Here is a 17,709-nt window from a genome sequence, read left to right as displayed (position 1 = left end):
TCTTCCTTTCTATACGCCTCGTTTATTTCCCCACAATAGCGTGTGCAGTTGCGGTAAGACTCTCACACGATTCAAATCAGGATCTTGCGCTACTTGATCTACAAGCATTTCGTATTTCTTTAATAAGTGCGTTAATAAGTACGCATCATCAGCTGTCGTCGTATCATCATTTCCAACTTGCAAATAAAAGGGGAGTTCTGGGTATTTCGCATGAACATCCTTTGCATAGGCTAGATCAAGATCATCAAAGATCACGACCTTCAGGCTTGCATGTTGCAATCTGTTTCCATTTTTCAATTCATCTATGATACGTGTAAGTTTCGTAAAATCTGTTTTCATATTTGAACTTGGTGGTTTTGGAGAAATGGTTAAATCATCTATCTTCAAAAACCAATCTTGATACATCGTTCCCTGCGTTTCAAGCGCCGTATCAATTCCTTCTTCATGCAATAAATCAATAAGTGATTCCATTTGTTTTAAAAGCGCAGGATTCCCACCTGAAATGGTGACATGAGAAAATGCCTTTCCACCTATTCTCTTCAGCTCTTTTACAATGTCCTCTGCCTGAAGCCACTGAATATCATGCTTAGCTGATCCATCCCATGTAAAAGATGAATCACACCAGCTGCAGGAGTAGTCACAGCCAGCCGTTCTGACAAACATGGTTTTTTGGCCAATGACCATTCCTTCTCCTTGAATGGTTGGACCAAAGATTTCTAAGACAGGAATCGCTTTAGTCATTGAGCTCAACTCGTTTCGGACGGTAAATGCAGTAGCTTGTTGGTGTCTCTCTGACAAAAACTTGAACACATACTGGTTTGTTCGCTAAAGTCGTTAAATATGCGGCCACTTTATCATACACAGTCTTTGCGACAACCTCAGTGGTTGGCATCGCATATGGATCATTCGATGAGAATTCTTCATGGTCATTGAGCAGTGTATGGTCGTACTGTCCATGAATGAGTTTTTTTAGCGTGCTAAAATTCACAAGGAAACCTGAATCATCTAGATGATCTCCTGCAATCGTAATGTTAATCGTATACGTATGACCATGTACGCGGCTACAAGCGCCAGCATCTTCTCTCGGGATAAAATGGGCTGCCGATACATGCATATCTTTATTTAATTCAAACGAAAAAGGGTGATTCGTCTGTGGATAGATTTGAGAAAGCATTTAGTTCGCCTCCTTCATGTCCATATAAGTGTCATAGCCATTTTTCCGAAGCTTACATGCAGGACATTCCCCGCAGCCATCAGAAATGATGCCATTATAGCAAGTGAGTGTTTCATTTTTCACAAAATCTAGCGCATTCAGTTCATCAGCCAGCTTCCACGTTTCAGCTTTATTCAGCCACATGAGCGGCGTATGGATGACAAATGGTTTTTCCATTGCCAAATTCACCGTGACGTTACAAGATTTCACAAACTCATCTCGGCAATCTGGGTAGCCGCTAAAGTCTGTCTCGCACACACCCGTGATAATATGACGTGCTCCAATTTGATACGCAAGAATGGATGCAAAGGATAAGAAAACTAAGTTTCTCCCCGGAACAAATGTGGAAGGCAGTTCTCCTTCTTTTTCTTCAATATCAATGTCATCTCTTGTTAAGGCATTTGGTGCAAGCTGATTTAAAAGAGACATATCTAATAGATGATTTTTCACACCTAGCTTGTCAGCAATTCTTTTGGCGACATCAATTTCTTCTTGATGACGCTGATTATAATGAAAGGTTACCGTTTCAACCTCTTTAAATTGTTGAAGTGCCCATAGTAAACATGTCGTACTGTCCTGTCCCCCGCTAAAGACAACGACCGCTTTTTCATTTTTCATTTTTCCTTTTCCTCCTTTTGCAGACCCGTACCACCGCACAAAGCTGCATCTGAAAGGTTCATGAAAACCCCTATTTTCTCAAAAGAAAAGACACCTTTACATGTGTATGAGGTGTCCCAGCCATAAAAAATAAAAAATGCCACATCCAAGGATACGGCAAGTCCTTAGTTTTTTATAGAGGGTTTTGCTAGAACCTCTCCCGTTTTCACGGATTTTTGTTCAATTTTCACAGAGGATAGTGTACCACATAATTGGTGTACAAGCTATCCCTTCTTTACTTATCACCTGATGCAGGCACTTTTTTCAGACAAAGGAAGAGGATAAAAAAGATACTGACATAGCCAAAAACAGGGTAAACCGTTGAAATGAGTGTGCCGTATCCAATTTTACTGATCACATAACAGCAAAGAAGAATAAAGGATATCGTATACGTACTGTTCAATCGGATATACACCCTCACTTGTCTTTCGAGACCGTATAAATTCCCTATAACGGATGTAAAGACTTCACCGAAGATCACGAATAAATAGATGAGATGAATGGAGTTTGCGACTTGATACACCACTTGAGCCATCGGGATATCATACGCCTCCAGCATTTCTAATGAAGAAAGGGATAAAAAGCAGGCGAGCAGAATGAGTGTCAACATCAGACCTCCAAGCACCGCTCCCTTTTTTATAACGGCTTCGGATGTCATTTCGTTTGCGACCGGCACTAATACGGCTTGAGACAGCGCTAAATTAAATGCACCATATGAAATCGCAGACAACATCCATTCGCCCTCTCCCATTTGCAGCCCCAGAACGTGGCTTTCACCGCTACTAAACACAAATGAGTCTAGAAACACAATCAGCGAAAAGAAAATCAGCATTGGAACGACAAGTACATTGACACCAAATAACCCTTTTGACCCTTTAAAAAGGACAATGACACTTAAAATAATCGTTAAAAAAATACCATATTCTTTTGAGATGCCAAGTTGTTCTTCAAAAATAGCGCCTGCTCCAGAAATCATCACTGACGTAACACCTAGTAATATAAAAAACATGACGATGTTAATATATCGACTCGCAGCAGCTCCAAATAAAAACCGATTCATATCTTGATAAGACTCCGCTTCAATTCGTTTGGAAATCAGCATCATTTTTGCGCCAAGGCCGGTAAAAATAACACCGCTAATCAAAATCCCGATCAATCCAATCCAGCCAAAACGAACAAAAAATTCTACGATTTCTTTTCCTGTCGCAAACCCAGCTCCAACCACTGTTCCTACATATACAAAGGCAAGCTGAAAAGCGGATTCATTTGAACGTTTCATATGACCCCTCCGCACCCATCACTTTCGATTGTCTCTTTTTTATCCTATGAGACAAGTTCCTTGAAAAGAAGGACAAACCATGATTAAATGCAAAAAAGGATTTTTCATTCAGCTATGAGCAAAACAGTTGAAAGTCAAAATAGGTCAGAGTATACTATAGTCAAAGATGGTCAAACAACAGACCATTTTATTTAACATTCATTGGTCAAATAAAGTCAAACTTTATTTTAAGGAGGTCATGGCTCATGCGTTGTCAACATTGTCAAGTGAATGAAGCAACGATTCGCCTGAATATGCAAGTAAATTCGTCCCGTAGCCAAATGGTTTTATGTGAAGACTGCTATACCTCTTTGATGGAACAGTCAAAAATGAAAATGGGTCCTAACCTTTTCGGAGGCAGCTCATTCTTCTCTGAGCAAGCAGGACATGCGACGAGCCAAGAGCGGCCTAAACAAAAAGGCTTGCTAGACGAGCTTGGCCGGAACTTAACGGATGGCGCACATGCTGGTTTAATCGATCCTGTCATTGGCCGTGATGAAGAAGTCACAAGAGTCATTGAGATTTTAAATAGAAGAAATAAAAACAATCCTGTCCTCATTGGTGAACCTGGTGTTGGTAAAACGGCCATAGCCGAAGGACTAGCACTAAAAATTGCAAATGGAGATGTACCAAATAAATTAAAGAACAAACAAGTTTATTTATTAGATGTCTCTTCACTTGTGGCAAACACAGGTGTACGTGGTCAATTTGAGGAACGGATGAAGCAATTAATCAAAGAATTGCAAAGCCGTAAAAATATCATCTTATTCGTTGATGAAATTCATCTTCTTGTAGGCGCAGGCTCTGCCGAAGGGTCAATGGATGCCGGAAACATTTTGAAACCAGCTCTAGCTCGAGGGGAACTGCAGCTAGTAGGTGCGACAACATTAAAAGAGTATCGTCAAATTGAAAAAGATGCTGCCCTTGAACGCAGGTTCCAGCCCGTCATCGTTGATGAGCCAACACAGGATGAAGCATTCGAGATATTAAAAGGCATTCAAGATAAGTATGAAGCCTATCATGGTGTCACCTATTCTGACGAAGCCATTAAAGCGTGTGTTCAATTATCTTCGCGGTATATTCAAGACCGCCACTTGCCAGATAAAGCCATTGATTTAATGGATGAAGCAGGTTCAAAAGCGAATCTCTCCATTGATGCAGTAAGTGAAGATGAATTAACAAACCGTCTTGCGCAAATTGCCGCTGAAAAACAAGCTGCTTTAAATGAAGAACGATATGAAAAAGCAGCGAAGCTTCGAGACGAAGAAGAAGCGATTGAAGCGAGATTGCAAAACAAAACAAATGTCAAAGAACATGTCGTCACAGCTGAGGACATTCAGTCGATTGTAGAACAAAAAACAGGTATCCCTGTCGGCAAACTGCAAGCAGACGAACAAACAAAAATGAAAGAAATTGATGTGCGCTTAAAAGCCCGCGTCATTGGTCAGGAACATGCGGTTGAAAAAGTGGCGAAAGCCGTAAAAAGAAGCAGAGCCGGCTTAAAATCAAAACACAGACCAACTGGCTCCTTCCTTTTCGTTGGGCCAACAGGCGTCGGGAAAACCGAATTGTCTAAAACATTAGCGGAAGAATTATTTGGCTCAAAAGAAGCGATCATTCGTTTAGATATGAGTGAGTACATGGAGAAACACTCCGTGTCCAAAATCATCGGTTCTCCTCCTGGTTACGTTGGACATGATGAAGCCGGCCAGCTCACGGAAAAAGTTCGCAGAAAACCATACAGCATCATTTTGCTCGATGAAATCGAAAAAGCGCACCCTGATGTCCAGCATATGTTCCTTCAAATCATGGAAGATGGCCGTCTAACAGACAGCCAAGGCAGAACCGTCAGCTTTAAAGACACAGTCATCATTATGACAAGTAACGCTGGCAGCACAGATAAAAAAGCGGTCAAAGTCGGATTCCAGTCTGAACAAAAAGAAGCCATCGAAGAACAATCATTGATTGATTCACTGAGCGCTTATTTCAAACCGGAATTCTTGAACCGTTTTGACAGCATCATTCAGTTTGATTCATTAGATAAAGACGATTTAGTCAAAATTGTGGATCTTCTGCTCAAAGATTTGTCAGAGCAGTTAAAAGAACAAAATCTAACTGTTCACGTCACAAACGAAGCGAAAGAAAAAATCGCTGAACTTGGTTATCATCCAGCATTTGGGGCTCGTCCGTTACGAAGAACGATTCAAGAGCATGTTGAGGATCAAATGACGGACATCTTGCTTGAAGAAGAACAACTTACTGGATTTACAGTCGATGTTGAACATGACGAAATTGTTGTGAAAAAGAGCTAAGTACATCCTAAGGAGGATCTTCAGCTCCATCATGTGGCAGTGTCTAAATTCCATCTGAGCGCCGACGCTCCCCCTCCTCTTTTCCTTTACGATAAAAGAAAAAGAGGTGGAACACATGGATCACATGATCAATTGGAACTACGATTTGATTAAAATCATACATGAAGAAAAATTAAAAGAATTGCTCTTAGATGAAACAGCTCAAAAAAGATGAAGTTTCCAGATTGTTGACACAGGGCTAAAATGAACTTGATTTTAGCCCTGTGTCTTCTTTTCAGCGTGATAGAAAACCTTTGCAGTCTAGGAAGGACGAGTACTGGCGCGGAGCGAATGTAACATTCGTGAGCACCAGCACGCAGGACTGACAAAGAATGCGAGGGTTTGGCTACACGCTGAAAACTCCCTTTTATATGAGGGAGTTTCTTTTTTTATGGCTTTCAGAAAGCGCTTTCGTCAAAATTTCTTCACATAAACTGTCTTAATTTTATATTCTGACTAAAACCCTTCTAGAAGACACCGATATTAACTATAGAAAAAGATAGTTAAAGGATTTGGTGAGATAATGGACAAAACATCGTTAATTGGTATTATTTTAGCATTTATTGCACTGAGTGTCGGTATGGTTTTGAAAGGTGTGAGTCTAACCGCTCTTATCAACCCGGCGGCTATATTGATCATTGTGGTTGGGACAATTTCAGCTGTTGTCATTGCCTTCCCATCTAGTGAAATTAAGAAAACACCAAAATTATTCGGCAAAATTTTCAAAGATAGCAAGCTTCCAACGATACAAGAAATGATTCCTCTATTTTCAAACTGGGCACAAATTGCTCGTCGTGAAGGTCTTTTGGCATTAGAGGCAAATCTTGAGGAAGTCGATGACGATTTTCTAAAGAACGGCTTAAGCATGGCGGTTGACGGTCAAAGTGCTGAATTTATTCGCGACGTCTTAACAGAAGAAGTCGATGCCATGTCGGAGAGACATCAGTCAGGCGCATTAATCTTTACACAAGCTGGTACATACGCTCCGACTCTAGGGGTACTTGGTGCCGTTGTCGGACTTATTGCCGCACTTGCAAACATGGGAGACATTGAAGCACTTGGACATGCGATCAGTGCTGCATTCGTCGCCACACTGCTAGGGATTTTTACAGGGTATGTGTTGTGGCATCCATTTGCCAACAAGCTGAAGCGTAAATCAAAAGAAGAAGTAAAGCTTCGTCTCATTATGATTGAAGGGATTCTTTCTGTCCTTGAAGGCCAGTCTCCAAAGGTCATTGAGCAAAAACTTCTGATGTACTTACCAGCAAAAGAACGTGCAAATCTTGTCATTGAAGAAGGAGAAAAACAGAATGGCTAGGAAACGTAAAAAACATGATCATGAAGACCATGTAGATGAGTCTTGGCTGATCCCTTACGCCGATCTTCTTACGCTTCTTCTCGCCCTCTTCATTGTGCTGTTTGCATCTAGCTCCATTGATGCGGCAAAATATGAACAGATGGCTAAATCGTTTAATGTTGTCTTTACTGGCGGCACTGGCGTAATGGACCAATCAAGCATGCAGAGCACCGAGGAAACAGAAAACAGCAATCAAACCAAAAAATCAGCAGAAGATGAAGAAGAAGCAAAAGCGAAAGCTCGTGACCAAGCGGTATTAACAAAGGTTAAAAAGCAAGTAGATTCATTCATTGCGGATAAAAAACTTGGTTCGAAGCTTGAAACAAAGCTGACGGATGAAGGTCTGCTTATTACAATTGAAGACAGCATCTTTTTTGATTCTGGGCGAGCGGTGATCCGCTCGCAGGATGTTCCGTTAGCCAAAGAAATATCCAAGCTGCTCGTCATTAACCCTGCTCGTGACATCGTCATTAGCGGACATACAGATAACGTTCCGATTCGGAATTCTGAATTTGAATCCAACTGGTATTTAAGCGCCATTCGTGCGGTCAACTTTTTAAATATTCTCCTTGAAAACAGCAACCTAGACCAAGAGAACTTTAGCACAAAAGGTTACGGTGAATTTAAACCGATTGCATCTAACGATACCGCAGAAGGCAGAAGTAAAAACAGACGCGTCGAAGTTCTTATTTTGCCAATTGAGAAAAAAGCAAAATAAATAGGAAGCCAGCAGCTTCCTTTCAGATCATGACAAAGGGCTAAAATAATGTTTATTTTAGTCCTTTGTCTTTCTTATGAGCGCGTTTGAAAGCTCTTGTCGTTTATCGGTGCGCAGGACTGACACCATATGCGAGGATTACTCTACATACTAAAAAGGAAGCCAACGGCTTCCTTTGTTTATTCTTTATGATCATATAAATGCTTGGCACGCAGCCCTACATGTTTGAGCATATCGATACAGGCATCCTTCTCCTCTTCACTAAGCACACTGATCATCTCGTGAATCTCTTTTGCATGATCTGGGAAGATGTCATCAAGCAAAGCTCTTCCCTGCTCCGTAATATGTGCAAATGTCACCCTGCGGTCTTCTGCACAAGCTTTCCGGCTAAGGAGTTCTTTTTTCTCCAATTTATCAACCACATACGTGATGCTTCCGCTTGCGAGTAAGATCTTATCACCTATTTGCTGAAGCGGCTGATCACCTTTATGATACAGCAATTCTAATACAGCAAATTCAGTCGGATTCAGACCGTGCTTCACAATATGTTTGTTCATGTGGTGATTAATGGAGCGATAGGCACGTGATAGTACAATAAATAATTTCAAAGATTTCTCAACATTATGATTTTCCATTTTTTATCATCCTTTATGAAATGCAACCCACTAATGTGACATTAATAAACAATAAGTAAAATGTCAACATGTTGAACCATTTTTAGCATGAAAAAGAGACCAGAACGAATCACCTAATTTTTTAAAAATCTCACAAGTCATCGTAATAAAGATAGGTTCAATGCTATAATAAGTCTATTAGGTAATACGTTGGAGCGATGAATCATGAGTATACTGAAAGGGTTTTGGAAGAAGATCAAGCTTTACCTTATTTTGGTCGTGATTCCAACCCTCATCATTAGTTATTTTATCTACGAAAAAGAAACTGAGAAAATTGATGTAAAAAACAAACAAACCGCTACACTTATGTTAAATATTCACAAAAACCAAATGAATTATTTAATCAGTGAAACAGAAGCAAGATTAACTTCCCTTGCCATGGGATTTGACCAGCCGCTTGAAACGAAAAGAGTACAAAACATCCTAGAGAAAATCTATAAACAAGAACCTCGTTTTTCAGGCCTGTATCTCCTAGACCAAAAAGGAAATGTCACAGCCAGCACCACACCATTAAAGGAAAAAATCAACCTGTCATTTAGAGATTACTTTAAACGTATTCAAGTCACAAAACAGACCGTCATCACAGATAACTATGTAAGCCGCATTACTAAGCAGCGGATTCTCTCCATTTGTGTCCCTGTTTTGAATGAAAACGACGAAGTCACGGATGTGCTAGTCGCTGCGATTCAAATTGATTATTTAAGAAATATTATGAATGTATTAAACCCAGAGCTTCATTTTAAGATGCTGAATCAAAATGGAGACGTTGTGTTTACAAGTGGTCCACAGCCAGCATCTGAAAGTGATAGTACCGTGTCTACATATTTAGATGAAAACAGCTGGAAGCTGGAGGTTTTTCCGCAGCGTGCGACAACAAGTGAAGTACTGTCTGTGATGCTGTTTCCTTTATCCAGTGCATTTATTCTCTTAAATATCTTATTCACACTCGTCCAATATATCATTTTAAGACGACAAACCCAGCAGGAACGCCACCAAAATGAAGCACAAAAACTTGAACTCATTGGAACACTCGCAGCAAGTACAGCGCATGAAATTCGCAATCCATTAACAGGCATTAGCGGGTTTATTCAACTTTTGCAAAAGAAGTATCGTTCAGAAGAGGATCAGCTTTATTTTTCTGTCATCGAGGAAGAAATTAAACGGATTAATCAAATCGTCAGTGAGTTTCTTGTGCTAGGAAAACCAACGGCTGAAAAGTGGCAAAATAATTCTGTGAAAGAAATTGTCAGTGAGATCATGCCAATTGTATTTTCTGAGGCGAACCTTTATAATGTCGAGGTTGATTTGCAAATCAATACCATTCAAGATGTTGGTGTGTATTGCACGAAGGATCACATTAAACAAGTGGTATTGAATGTAGCGAAAAACTCGTTAGAAGCGATGCCAAATGGCGGTCATTTGAAGATTGTCATTGAGGCTGAAAAAGAACAGGTCATCATAAAAGTGAAAGATACAGGTGAAGGTATACCAGAAGAGATGCTGAAACATATCTTCCTCCCTTTTATTACGTCGAAGGAAAAAGGAACAGGTCTTGGGCTTGTTGTGTGTAAACGAATCATTTCGATGTATGGGGGGACAATCGATATCGAGAGCGAAGTGAATAAAGGAACAACCGTGATCATCATGCTCCCTTCTGCACACTAATAGCTGAAGCATTCAGCCGGTTTTGCTAATGGCAAGACCGGTTTTTTGATGTCAATAAGAAGGGCGATTGACAGAAAGGAGACTCATTTGTGATACAAGATCATGAAAGGAAGCAACAGATTGTTGTTCATGAAAAAGAAGATACTGATACTCATTCATTAGGTTGTCCAGTTCTTGACTATATTTAATTGTCGTCTCACCTGTATAGCCTTCTACTTGAGCAGCTTCTACCATTTGTCTTCTCTTTTCATCAATTGACATTAATAGCTGTTCTTTCCGTACATAAATATTCATGATCTCAGCTCCCGCTATGAATTCGTCTGTCTACGCTCTAAATGATCCGACACCAAAATTATACTTTATTTGTAAATTAAATTAAATATGCTTATTTTATTTAATTTTTTACAGCCTAAAGACCTTTTACCCAATGAATTCTGGGGGTAAACTTCAAAATTGGACAGGACTGACACATTGATTAAACAGAATTTTATCCTATGCAGAAGACCAAAATCAACTATTTTCTCTCTCATTTTATGTCTATTTTCCTAAAAAAAGCTGATCTTCCGCCTCATGCGAAATGATCAGCTCCCACTATTAAACCGTTTCTTCTTCGTAAATTGGAACCCAGCCCTCAGTTGTGACAAATATGCGAACGGCGACGACTTGACGATCTTCTTGAAGTGTAAAGTAGTGACGAATATTCGGAGGCACAGAAATTAAATCACCTGGATTCAGTCTCACATCAAAAAAGACGCCGTCTTTGCCTTGAATGGCAAAGATTCCATGACCGCTCACGATAAATCTGACTTCATCATCCGTATGATGATGCTCACGTTTAAAGTTTTGAAGCAGTTCATCAAGGTTAGGGGTCGCATCTGATAATGAAATCACATCCTGCGCTTTGTATCCTCTTCGCTCGGAAATACTCTTTATTTCCTCTTGAAACACAGTTAAAATTTCTTCCTTTTCATCATCTGTTAAATCGTACTTTTCTGATAACTGTTTTGGTAGTTTTTCAATATCCCAATGTTCATAAATGACCCCTTGCTGTTCTAAATACGCCCGGACCTCTTGTTCGTTCTCAAGTAACGTGTTCTCTTCATTATGAATGTAAATGGTCGCCATGTGTGTTTCCTCCTTTTTATTTAACAAGCTGCTTTTGATAAAGCGCTACTTTCAAATGATAGGTAAATAAAAATTCATAAGCCTCTAAGACTCGTTTGGCTTCAAATGCGGTTTTCCCCCAAACGGTGATGCCATGATTACGAATGAGTACAGCACCAGCATCGTCCGTCAGGTGCACTGCAAATTGTTTTGCAAGGTGCGGAATATGAGCTGGGTTTTCAATAATAGGAACAGTGACTTCTGCATCCTCTTCCCAATAACCAAGCGCTTTAATAATTTCGTTGCCTTTAAAACGAACTTCTCCTTTATCGCCATACAGCTCAGAAATGACATTGTTATCGATCGTGTGGACGTGAAGACAACATCCTGCTTTCGTCCGCTCATAAACGTATGTGTGAAGCAGTGTTTCAGCTGATGGCCTGAGCGGCTCATTCGGATGAACCGGCTGACCTGCTGCATCAACAAGAACAAAATCTTCATCGGTTTCTTTTCGTTTATCTTTGCCACTTGCCGTCACCAAAAACGTGATGGGATCATCCGACACTTTTATCGATAAATTGCCGCTCGTTCCGTAAAACCAGTCTCTTTGTGCCAATTCACGTTTGACGTCTGCTAGTTCCTTCCAGCGTTTACTCTTCTCGTCTGCCATTCCTTCACTTCCTTTATTTGATCAAATTGCGCTTTTAGATCAACAAATGTTTCATACTCTTTATGTACGAGTCCTAGCTCTTTACATTCGTTCAGTAAATAGTCACGCGCAAACGTGAGATCCGCATGTTTCGCTGCCTCAATATCAGTCACTGAATCACCAATCATAATAATAAAGTCATCTTCCTGCGTCAGCTCTCGAATAATGGAAGGCTTGCAGCAGCCACAGCCATTTTGGCATTCTGAATCACAGGCATGCGGCCATTCAATTTGAATATGGTCTTCTTTAAATGATGCATGGTTACAATAAATATTCTCTTGTTCGACAATCCCTTCCAGGATGGGATAGACAAAAAAGTCCATACCGCCGCTGAGTACATAGAAAGGAATGTCTGCTTTTTTGACATCATCGACAAACTGTTCAAATCCTTCACGAATCTCTGTATCCTCTAAAATAAATGACCGAATGGCTTCTTTCTGATCACTCGTCAGTAACTGAAACATTTGCCCGACGCCTTCTTGGATCGTGATCTCTTTTGCTAGAACACCATCCTTCCATTTCGTCCATTCTTTTGGAGCAAACTGCTTCATGATACGAATGATATTATCATTTTTCGTAATCGTGCCATCAAAATCACAACATACAATTGGTTTTTTCATTTATTCTGCTACCCTTCCCCAAAGATCAAGTGCTGCTTGTAAGTCTTGACAAGTTGACGCTTTTTCTTCGATAGACTCTTTTTTGACTACCGCATCAATGATCGAACGAAAGGCTTTCCCTCCTCCGATTGCTCCCCGCGGATGTCCGTGAATTCCCCCGCCTGCATTAATGACATGATCAAGTCCAAAATCTTTGATTAAGACCGGCACCATTCCAGGGTGAATGCCTGCTGAAGGGACAGGAAATGTTTGTTGAACCGCATCCTCTTTCACACACGCTTCGTAAATGCCAAAGGCATCTTTTTTCGGAAGGGCAACTGACCCATAAGGAGAGGGAAAAAGACTTAAATCAGCGCCAGCATATCGATTTAATTTGCCTAAAAGAAGGGAATGCGAGAATCCATAGTCTGGAGAGGATGTCATTGCACCGCTCACTGCTGGATGTGCCATGATCGGCAATGGGATCTCTGGGTCTTCAGCCAAGCTTTGCATGACATCAAGTCCATAGGCAAAAACGTTGAATAAAAGCGCATCAGCCCCGAGTTCGGCTGCCTTTCTTGCTCGATCTTTCAAATCAAAAGTTCTACCAGTTAAATTAACAGCATAAAGCGTGCGATGTCCTGTCTCTTCATATGTTTCTTTTAATATCTTTTTTCCTTCCTTGATTCGATCTTCAAAAGGCGCTAATGGGCTTTCAAATAAAATCTCATCATCTTTGATGAAGTCTACTCCACCTAAAGCCTGTAAACGGAGCTGTTCTTTTAAATCCTCCATATCACGGCCGATCACGCCTTTAAAAATACTCATCAATAGCGGCCGATCAAACACGCCTACTTTCTTTCGTAGCCCCTCAATGCCAAATACCGGTCCTGGCAGACAGCGTTTAAACCTTTCCGAAAATTCGATATCGACGAGCTTTACTTTCCCATCCAGTGAAAGCTTTCCAAAAATCGTCGTAAACACCGCTGGTATATCAGCTGAAAAGTTAGCCTCAGGATAAGCAATGGTCACCTCTGATTGATACAGACCACCAATTGCGGGGGACTGTTCTTTTACGCTCACCACACGGCCTTTATGTTTTTTCAGCTGCTCCTTTTTGAGCTGCGGCAAGTCCGTCCATGACCCGACCGTTAACCCAAGTGCGATCTGCTCTGCTTTTCGGTCTATTTGTTCATCCTCTCGATGTGTTAGTACGTATGTTGCCAGTAGTTCACTCACTAGGAATCCCCTTTCGATTGCGTCCTGTATATGGTCAATAAAAAAACCTCTTTAAGTGCTTGATCAGCGCGTTAAAGAGGTTTCGTCTCATTCATCCGAATCTTATCTCTCAGCGCTTGCTGCAAGAATTAGCACCGTGCTTCATGGAAGTCGGTTGCCGGGCTTCATTGGGCTAGTCCCTCTGCCTACTCTTGATAAGAATATTCAATTTTCTTAAATATTGCCTGAATTATCGCACCATTTTTTTACGTTGTCAATGGCTTTTTTTCAAATAACTGCAAGGCAGCGATACGATCAGCGGCTTCCTTTAGCCGCTCCTCACTTGTTAAAAGACCGACTCTGACGTAGCCTTCACCGTGAGCACCAAAGCCATTCCCCGGTGCAACAACAACATGTGCTTTTTCTAATAATACATCAGAAAAAGTTTCAGATGTATACCCTTCAGGCACCTTTAACCAAGCAAAAAACGAGCCCTTTGGCGCACTGACGTCCCAGCCAATCTCTTTGCATGCAGCAATCCAAGTGTTTCGTCTATTTTCGTACCGATCATTTTGTACTTGGACGCACGTTTGATCGCTTAAAAGTGCTTCTGCTGCTGCATCTTGAGTTGCTTTAAACAGTGACACAAACAGGTGATCCTGATAAAGCTCAATGGCTTCGATAACAGAGGCATTCCCTGCTGCAAAACCGACTCTCCATCCAGCCATATTATACGTTTTGGACAAAGTATATATTTCAATACCTGTCTCTTTTGCTCCGTCTATTTGCAGGAAACTGAGGGGCTTTTCGCCGTCAAATCCTATGCCGCCATATGCAAAATCATGGACTACACACATATTATTTTCACTCGCAAACGCAACAGTATCTTCAAAAAATGTCCGGGTTGCAGTCGCACCAGTCGGATTATTTGGGTAATTTAAGTACATCAATTTTGCTTGATTCTTATCCTCTTCTGACAGTTGGTGGTAGTCAGGCAAAAAATCATTTTGTTCAAGAAGAGGCATTGTGACCATATGAGCTCCGGCAAGCACAGCGCCTGACCAGTAATCAGGATATCCTGGGTCTGGAACAAGCAGCGTATCACCTGGATTCAGTAAACATTGCGGCAATTCGACTAGTCCCGCTTTTCCTCCAAATAAGATAGCAATCTCTGTCTTTGGGTCAAGCGTGACGCCATATTCTCTTTCATAAAAAGCAGCTGCGGCCTTTTTTAGTTTCGCTGTCCCGCGGAATGAGGAGTATTGATGATTTTCAGGTTTTGCTACCGCTTCCTGCATCGCTTTCACAATATGTGGAGGAGTGGGCTGATCAGGATTTCCTTGACCTAAATTAATCACATCTGCCCCTTCCTGCATTTTTTTCTGCACTTTTTGAACAAGCGACGCAAAAAATTGTTTCGGTAAATGTTTCAATACATCTGATTGCTGGAATTCCATTTTTTCACCTTCTATTCAAGTTACGTGACAATACAATCACTGTAATGGATTGTTTTATGAATTGTAAAGCAATTTTGAAAAAAGATTGACATGTGAACTGCAGCTCTGATAATATCTAGAATTAAGAAATGCAAGCAGACATGAAACAATTACATATTGATTTCTCTTATCGAGAGTTGGGCGAGGGATTTGGCCTTTTGACCCCAACAGCAACCGACCGTTAATACCACTGTGAAGTGGGGCGCAGCAAGAACAGCGCCAAGACAATTCATTGTCTTATAGGGCACGGTGCTAATTCCATCAGACGTATGTGCTGAGAGATAAGAGAGGCTTCGAGCATACACGCCATCAAGCCTCTTTCTCTCAGGAGAAAGAGGCTTTTTTATATGATTTGGAGGGGAAGCAATTGGTTACACTTACGGCATCATATGAAGAATTAACAGAGAGTTCGGCAGTTGCATTAGCCATTAGACTTGGATTGATTCAAGAGAGCAGTCATTTGACCTGCACTGAAATTGGCGACGGAAATTTAAATTACGTCTTTCATATTTATGATCACAAACAAGCAAAAGGACTGATTATCAAGCAGGCTCTTCCTTATGCAAAGGTCGTTGGAGAAAGCTGGCCGCTGACATTAGACCGCGCAAGAATTGAAAGTGCAGCACTCATCAAGCAATCAGAGTATGCACCACATCTCGTACCAGCCGTCTATTATTCGGATACAGCTCTTGCAGTGACGGCAATGGAGGATCTATCACACCTTGAAATCGTCAGAAAAGGGCTAATTGCCGGAAAACATTATCCGTATTTATCAGATCATGTCGGAGAATTTTTAGGCAAAACACTATTTTACACGTCTGACTTTGCCACAAATCCTAAAATCAAAAAACAATTCGTGAAGCAGTTTACAAACCCTGATCTTTGTGACATTACAGAGAAACTCGTCTTCACAGATCCTTTCTTTGACAGCGAAACGAATGACTTCGAAGAGCAATTAAGAGAAGAGGCACAAGCACTATGGGCTGATCTTGAACTGCAAGCAAAAGCAGCCGAATTGAAACGGATCTTCTTAACCTCTGCTGAAACACTGGTACATGGAGATCTTCATACAGGCAGTATTTTTGCAAACGAAACGGAAACGAAAATCATTGATCCAGAGTTCGCTTTTTACGGTCCTTTCGGATTCGATATCGGTCACTTTATTGCCAATCTGTTCATCAATGCTTTATCTCATGAGAATGAGCAGGATCAGCAGCACCTTTTTGATCATGTCGTCAATGTGTGGGCAACATTCAAAGAAGTGTTCACAAAAGCATGGAAAGAAGACAGTATTGAAGCGTTTAGTGTATCGGACAGCTTTTTAGAAACAACGTTTGACCGTATTTTAAAAGAAGCCACCGGCTTTGCTGGCTGTGAGCTTGTTCGCCGAACCATCGGTCTTGCGCATGCGGCTGATCTTGATGCGATTCCATCACATTCTAGAAGGCTTCAGCAGAAAAAAGCAGCACTTACACTAGGAAAAACATTGATCAAACAATATCAAGCAGTGGAAACAGCGTCTGACCTCGTCGCATTATTCCAGCAAACTGTAAAGGAGTGACGAGTTTTGTCTAAAGAATTTGAAGTTCCCCGTTCCGTCGAATGGGAAGAAAACCGTATCAACATTTTGAATCAGCAAAAATTACCTGCTGAAACCGTGTTTGAGCATTTATATACAAAAGAAGATGTGTATGATGCCATTGTGACGCTAAAAGTGCGCGGAGCACCTGCTATTGGCATTACAGCGGCTTTTGGGCTCGCACTCAGTGCACAAGAGATTGATACAGAAGACATTGATCTCTTTAAGCGAGAAGTCGCTCGCCTGAAAGAATATTTAAACAGTGCTCGTCCAACCGCTGTGAATCTTGCCTGGGCATTAGACCGGCTTTATCAGCGCATTGAGCGTGCTGCTTCGGTGAATGCAGCCAAAACTGATCTTGTCCATGAAGCCATTCAAATTCAAATCGAAGATGAAGAAACATGTCGGCAAATCGGTCAAAATGCTCTTCAGCTCTTTAAATCTGGTGATCGAATTATGACCATTTGTAACGCAGGCTCGATTGCCACAAGCCGGTACGGAACAGCGCTTGCACCCTTTTATTTAGCGAAAAAGAAAAACCTCGATCTTCACATTTACGCATGTGAAACACGTCCTGTCCTTCAAGGCGCTCGTCTGACGACATGGGAATTGATGCAGGGCGGTGTAGATGTGACGCTTATCACGGATAATATGGCAGCCCATACGATGAAAGAAAAACAAATTTCTGCCGTTATTGTTGGTGCAGATCGAATCGCTAGAAACGGTGATACAGCAAATAAAATTGGAACGTTAAGTCTGGCTATTTTGGCTAAACACTTTCAAATTCCATTTTTTGTGGCAGCGCCTCTTTCGACCTTTGATGTGTCAACTCAGGATGGGTCAGATATTCCGATTGAAGAACGCGACCCGCAGGAAGTAAAGGAATTAAACGGCATCCAAATAGCGCCTCCTGACGTGCAGGTATTTAACCCTGCCTTTGATGTCACTCCTCACCATCTCATTTCCGGGATCATTACAGAAAAAGGCATTATCACTTCCAACTATACAGAAGAGATTGATGCACTATTTACTGAAAGCGTGTCACTTTAAT

The 17,709-nt window shown here is 41.1% G+C and carries 17 protein-coding genes and 2 riboswitches; of the genes, 6 read left to right on the top strand and 11 right to left on the bottom strand.

Annotation, left to right across the window (positions count from 1 at the left end):
* Positions 1-9 precede the first annotated feature (9 nt).
* The 4 genes from queE to ID12_RS11305 all read right to left on the bottom strand — a co-directional run bounded on the left by queE (position 10) and on the right by ID12_RS11305 (position 3,149).
* Positions 10-741, bottom strand: a complete 732-nt coding sequence (gene queE / locus ID12_RS11320; RefSeq protein WP_024719652.1) for a 7-carboxy-7-deazaguanine synthase QueE — start codon at positions 739-741, stop codon at positions 10-12.
* Complete coding sequence (gene queD, locus ID12_RS11315; protein WP_024719651.1) at positions 734-1,174, bottom strand: 6-carboxytetrahydropterin synthase QueD; 441 nt, start codon at positions 1,172-1,174, stop codon at positions 734-736. The genes queE and queD overlap by 8 nt, the downstream gene beginning before the upstream one ends.
* Positions 1,175-1,831, bottom strand: coding sequence for a 7-cyano-7-deazaguanine synthase QueC (queC, locus tag ID12_RS11310; protein ID WP_008348090.1), 657 nt, complete (start codon positions 1,829-1,831; stop codon positions 1,175-1,177).
* 158 nt (positions 1,832-1,989) lie between these two features.
* A riboswitch (PreQ1 riboswitch) is annotated at positions 1,990-2,034 on the bottom strand.
* Between the two features lie 71 nt (positions 2,035-2,105).
* Positions 2,106-3,149: a YkvI family membrane protein gene (locus ID12_RS11305; RefSeq protein ID WP_048003074.1), complete on the bottom strand. Its 1,044-nt coding sequence runs from the start codon at positions 3,147-3,149 to the stop codon at positions 2,106-2,108.
* 245 nt (positions 3,150-3,394) lie between these two features.
* On the opposite strand from ID12_RS11305, the gene ID12_RS11300 reads away from it, so the two are divergent.
* From ID12_RS11300 to motB, 3 genes are all read left to right on the top strand, one after another.
* The gene (locus ID12_RS11300) at positions 3,395-5,500 is read left to right on the top strand and encodes an ATP-dependent Clp protease ATP-binding subunit (RefSeq protein ID WP_050827215.1); all 2,106 of its coding nucleotides are present in this window, start codon (positions 3,395-3,397) and stop codon (positions 5,498-5,500) included.
* A 562-nt stretch (positions 5,501-6,062) separates the two neighbouring features.
* A complete protein-coding gene (gene motA / locus ID12_RS11295; protein ID WP_008346088.1) occupies positions 6,063-6,857 on the top strand; it encodes a flagellar motor stator protein MotA in 795 nt (264 codons plus the stop codon).
* On the top strand, positions 6,850-7,614 hold the full coding sequence (motB, locus tag ID12_RS11290) for a flagellar motor protein MotB (protein ID WP_017367125.1): 765 nt from the start codon (positions 6,850-6,852) through the stop codon (positions 7,612-7,614). Before motA ends, motB begins: the two co-directional genes overlap by 8 nt.
* Positions 7,615-7,793: 179 nt before the next feature.
* On the opposite strand, the gene mhqR is transcribed toward motB, so the two are convergent.
* Positions 7,794-8,249, bottom strand: coding sequence for a MarR family transcriptional regulator MhqR (gene mhqR / locus ID12_RS11285; protein ID WP_003211701.1), 456 nt, complete (start codon positions 8,247-8,249; stop codon positions 7,794-7,796).
* Positions 8,250-8,453: 204 nt separating this feature from the next.
* Here mhqR and ID12_RS11280 point away from each other — a divergent pair, with 204 nt between their 5' ends.
* Complete coding sequence (locus tag ID12_RS11280; protein WP_008346092.1) at positions 8,454-9,953, top strand: sporulation kinase KinD; 1,500 nt, start codon at positions 8,454-8,456, stop codon at positions 9,951-9,953.
* 51 nt (positions 9,954-10,004) lie between these two features.
* Here the strand turns inward: ID12_RS11280 and ID12_RS11275 are convergent, their stop codons facing one another.
* From ID12_RS11275 to ID12_RS11250, 6 genes are all read right to left on the bottom strand, one after another.
* Positions 10,005-10,247 carry an aspartyl-phosphate phosphatase Spo0E family protein gene (locus tag ID12_RS11275; RefSeq protein WP_008346101.1) on the bottom strand — a complete coding sequence of 81 codons (243 nt, stop codon included), beginning with the start codon at positions 10,245-10,247 and terminating at the stop codon, positions 10,005-10,007.
* 300 nt (positions 10,248-10,547) lie between these two features.
* A complete protein-coding gene (locus ID12_RS11270) occupies positions 10,548-11,078 on the bottom strand; it encodes a 1,2-dihydroxy-3-keto-5-methylthiopentene dioxygenase (RefSeq protein ID WP_008346104.1) in 531 nt (176 codons plus the stop codon).
* A 16-nt stretch (positions 11,079-11,094) separates the two neighbouring features.
* Positions 11,095-11,727, bottom strand: coding sequence for a methylthioribulose 1-phosphate dehydratase (locus tag ID12_RS11265; RefSeq protein ID WP_050827214.1), 633 nt, complete (start codon positions 11,725-11,727; stop codon positions 11,095-11,097).
* Complete coding sequence (locus ID12_RS11260) at positions 11,691-12,386, bottom strand: 2-hydroxy-3-keto-5-methylthiopentenyl-1-phosphate phosphatase (RefSeq protein ID WP_017367123.1); 696 nt, start codon at positions 12,384-12,386, stop codon at positions 11,691-11,693. The genes ID12_RS11265 and ID12_RS11260 overlap by 37 nt, the downstream gene beginning before the upstream one ends.
* Entirely contained in the window at positions 12,387-13,604 is a 1,218-nt protein-coding gene (gene mtnW / locus ID12_RS11255) for a 2,3-diketo-5-methylthiopentyl-1-phosphate enolase (protein WP_050827213.1), read from the bottom strand.
* Positions 13,605-13,703: 99 nt separating this feature from the next.
* Positions 13,704-13,805: riboswitch (SAM riboswitch) on the bottom strand.
* Between the two features lie 44 nt (positions 13,806-13,849).
* Positions 13,850-15,040 (bottom strand): pyridoxal phosphate-dependent aminotransferase, encoded by a 1,191-nt coding sequence (locus ID12_RS11250; RefSeq protein WP_008346111.1) that lies wholly within the window; start codon positions 15,038-15,040, stop codon positions 13,850-13,852.
* 406 nt (positions 15,041-15,446) lie between these two features.
* On the opposite strand from ID12_RS11250, the gene mtnK reads away from it, so the two are divergent.
* Both mtnK and mtnA read left to right on the top strand, forming a co-directional pair.
* Positions 15,447-16,640 carry an S-methyl-5-thioribose kinase gene (gene mtnK / locus ID12_RS11245; protein ID WP_050827212.1) on the top strand — a complete coding sequence of 398 codons (1,194 nt, stop codon included), beginning with the start codon at positions 15,447-15,449 and terminating at the stop codon, positions 16,638-16,640.
* 6 nt (positions 16,641-16,646) lie between these two features.
* A complete protein-coding gene (gene mtnA, locus ID12_RS11240; RefSeq protein WP_017367119.1) occupies positions 16,647-17,708 on the top strand; it encodes an S-methyl-5-thioribose-1-phosphate isomerase in 1,062 nt (353 codons plus the stop codon).
* The last annotated feature ends 1 nt before the right edge of the window (position 17,709 follow it).

It is taken from the genome of Bacillus altitudinis (genome assembly GCF_001191605.1).
Classification (GTDB): domain Bacteria; phylum Bacillota; class Bacilli; order Bacillales; family Bacillaceae; genus Bacillus; species Bacillus altitudinis.
Note: the sequence above shows the minus strand (reverse complement) of the source record. Positions and strands in the feature narration are given on the sequence as shown.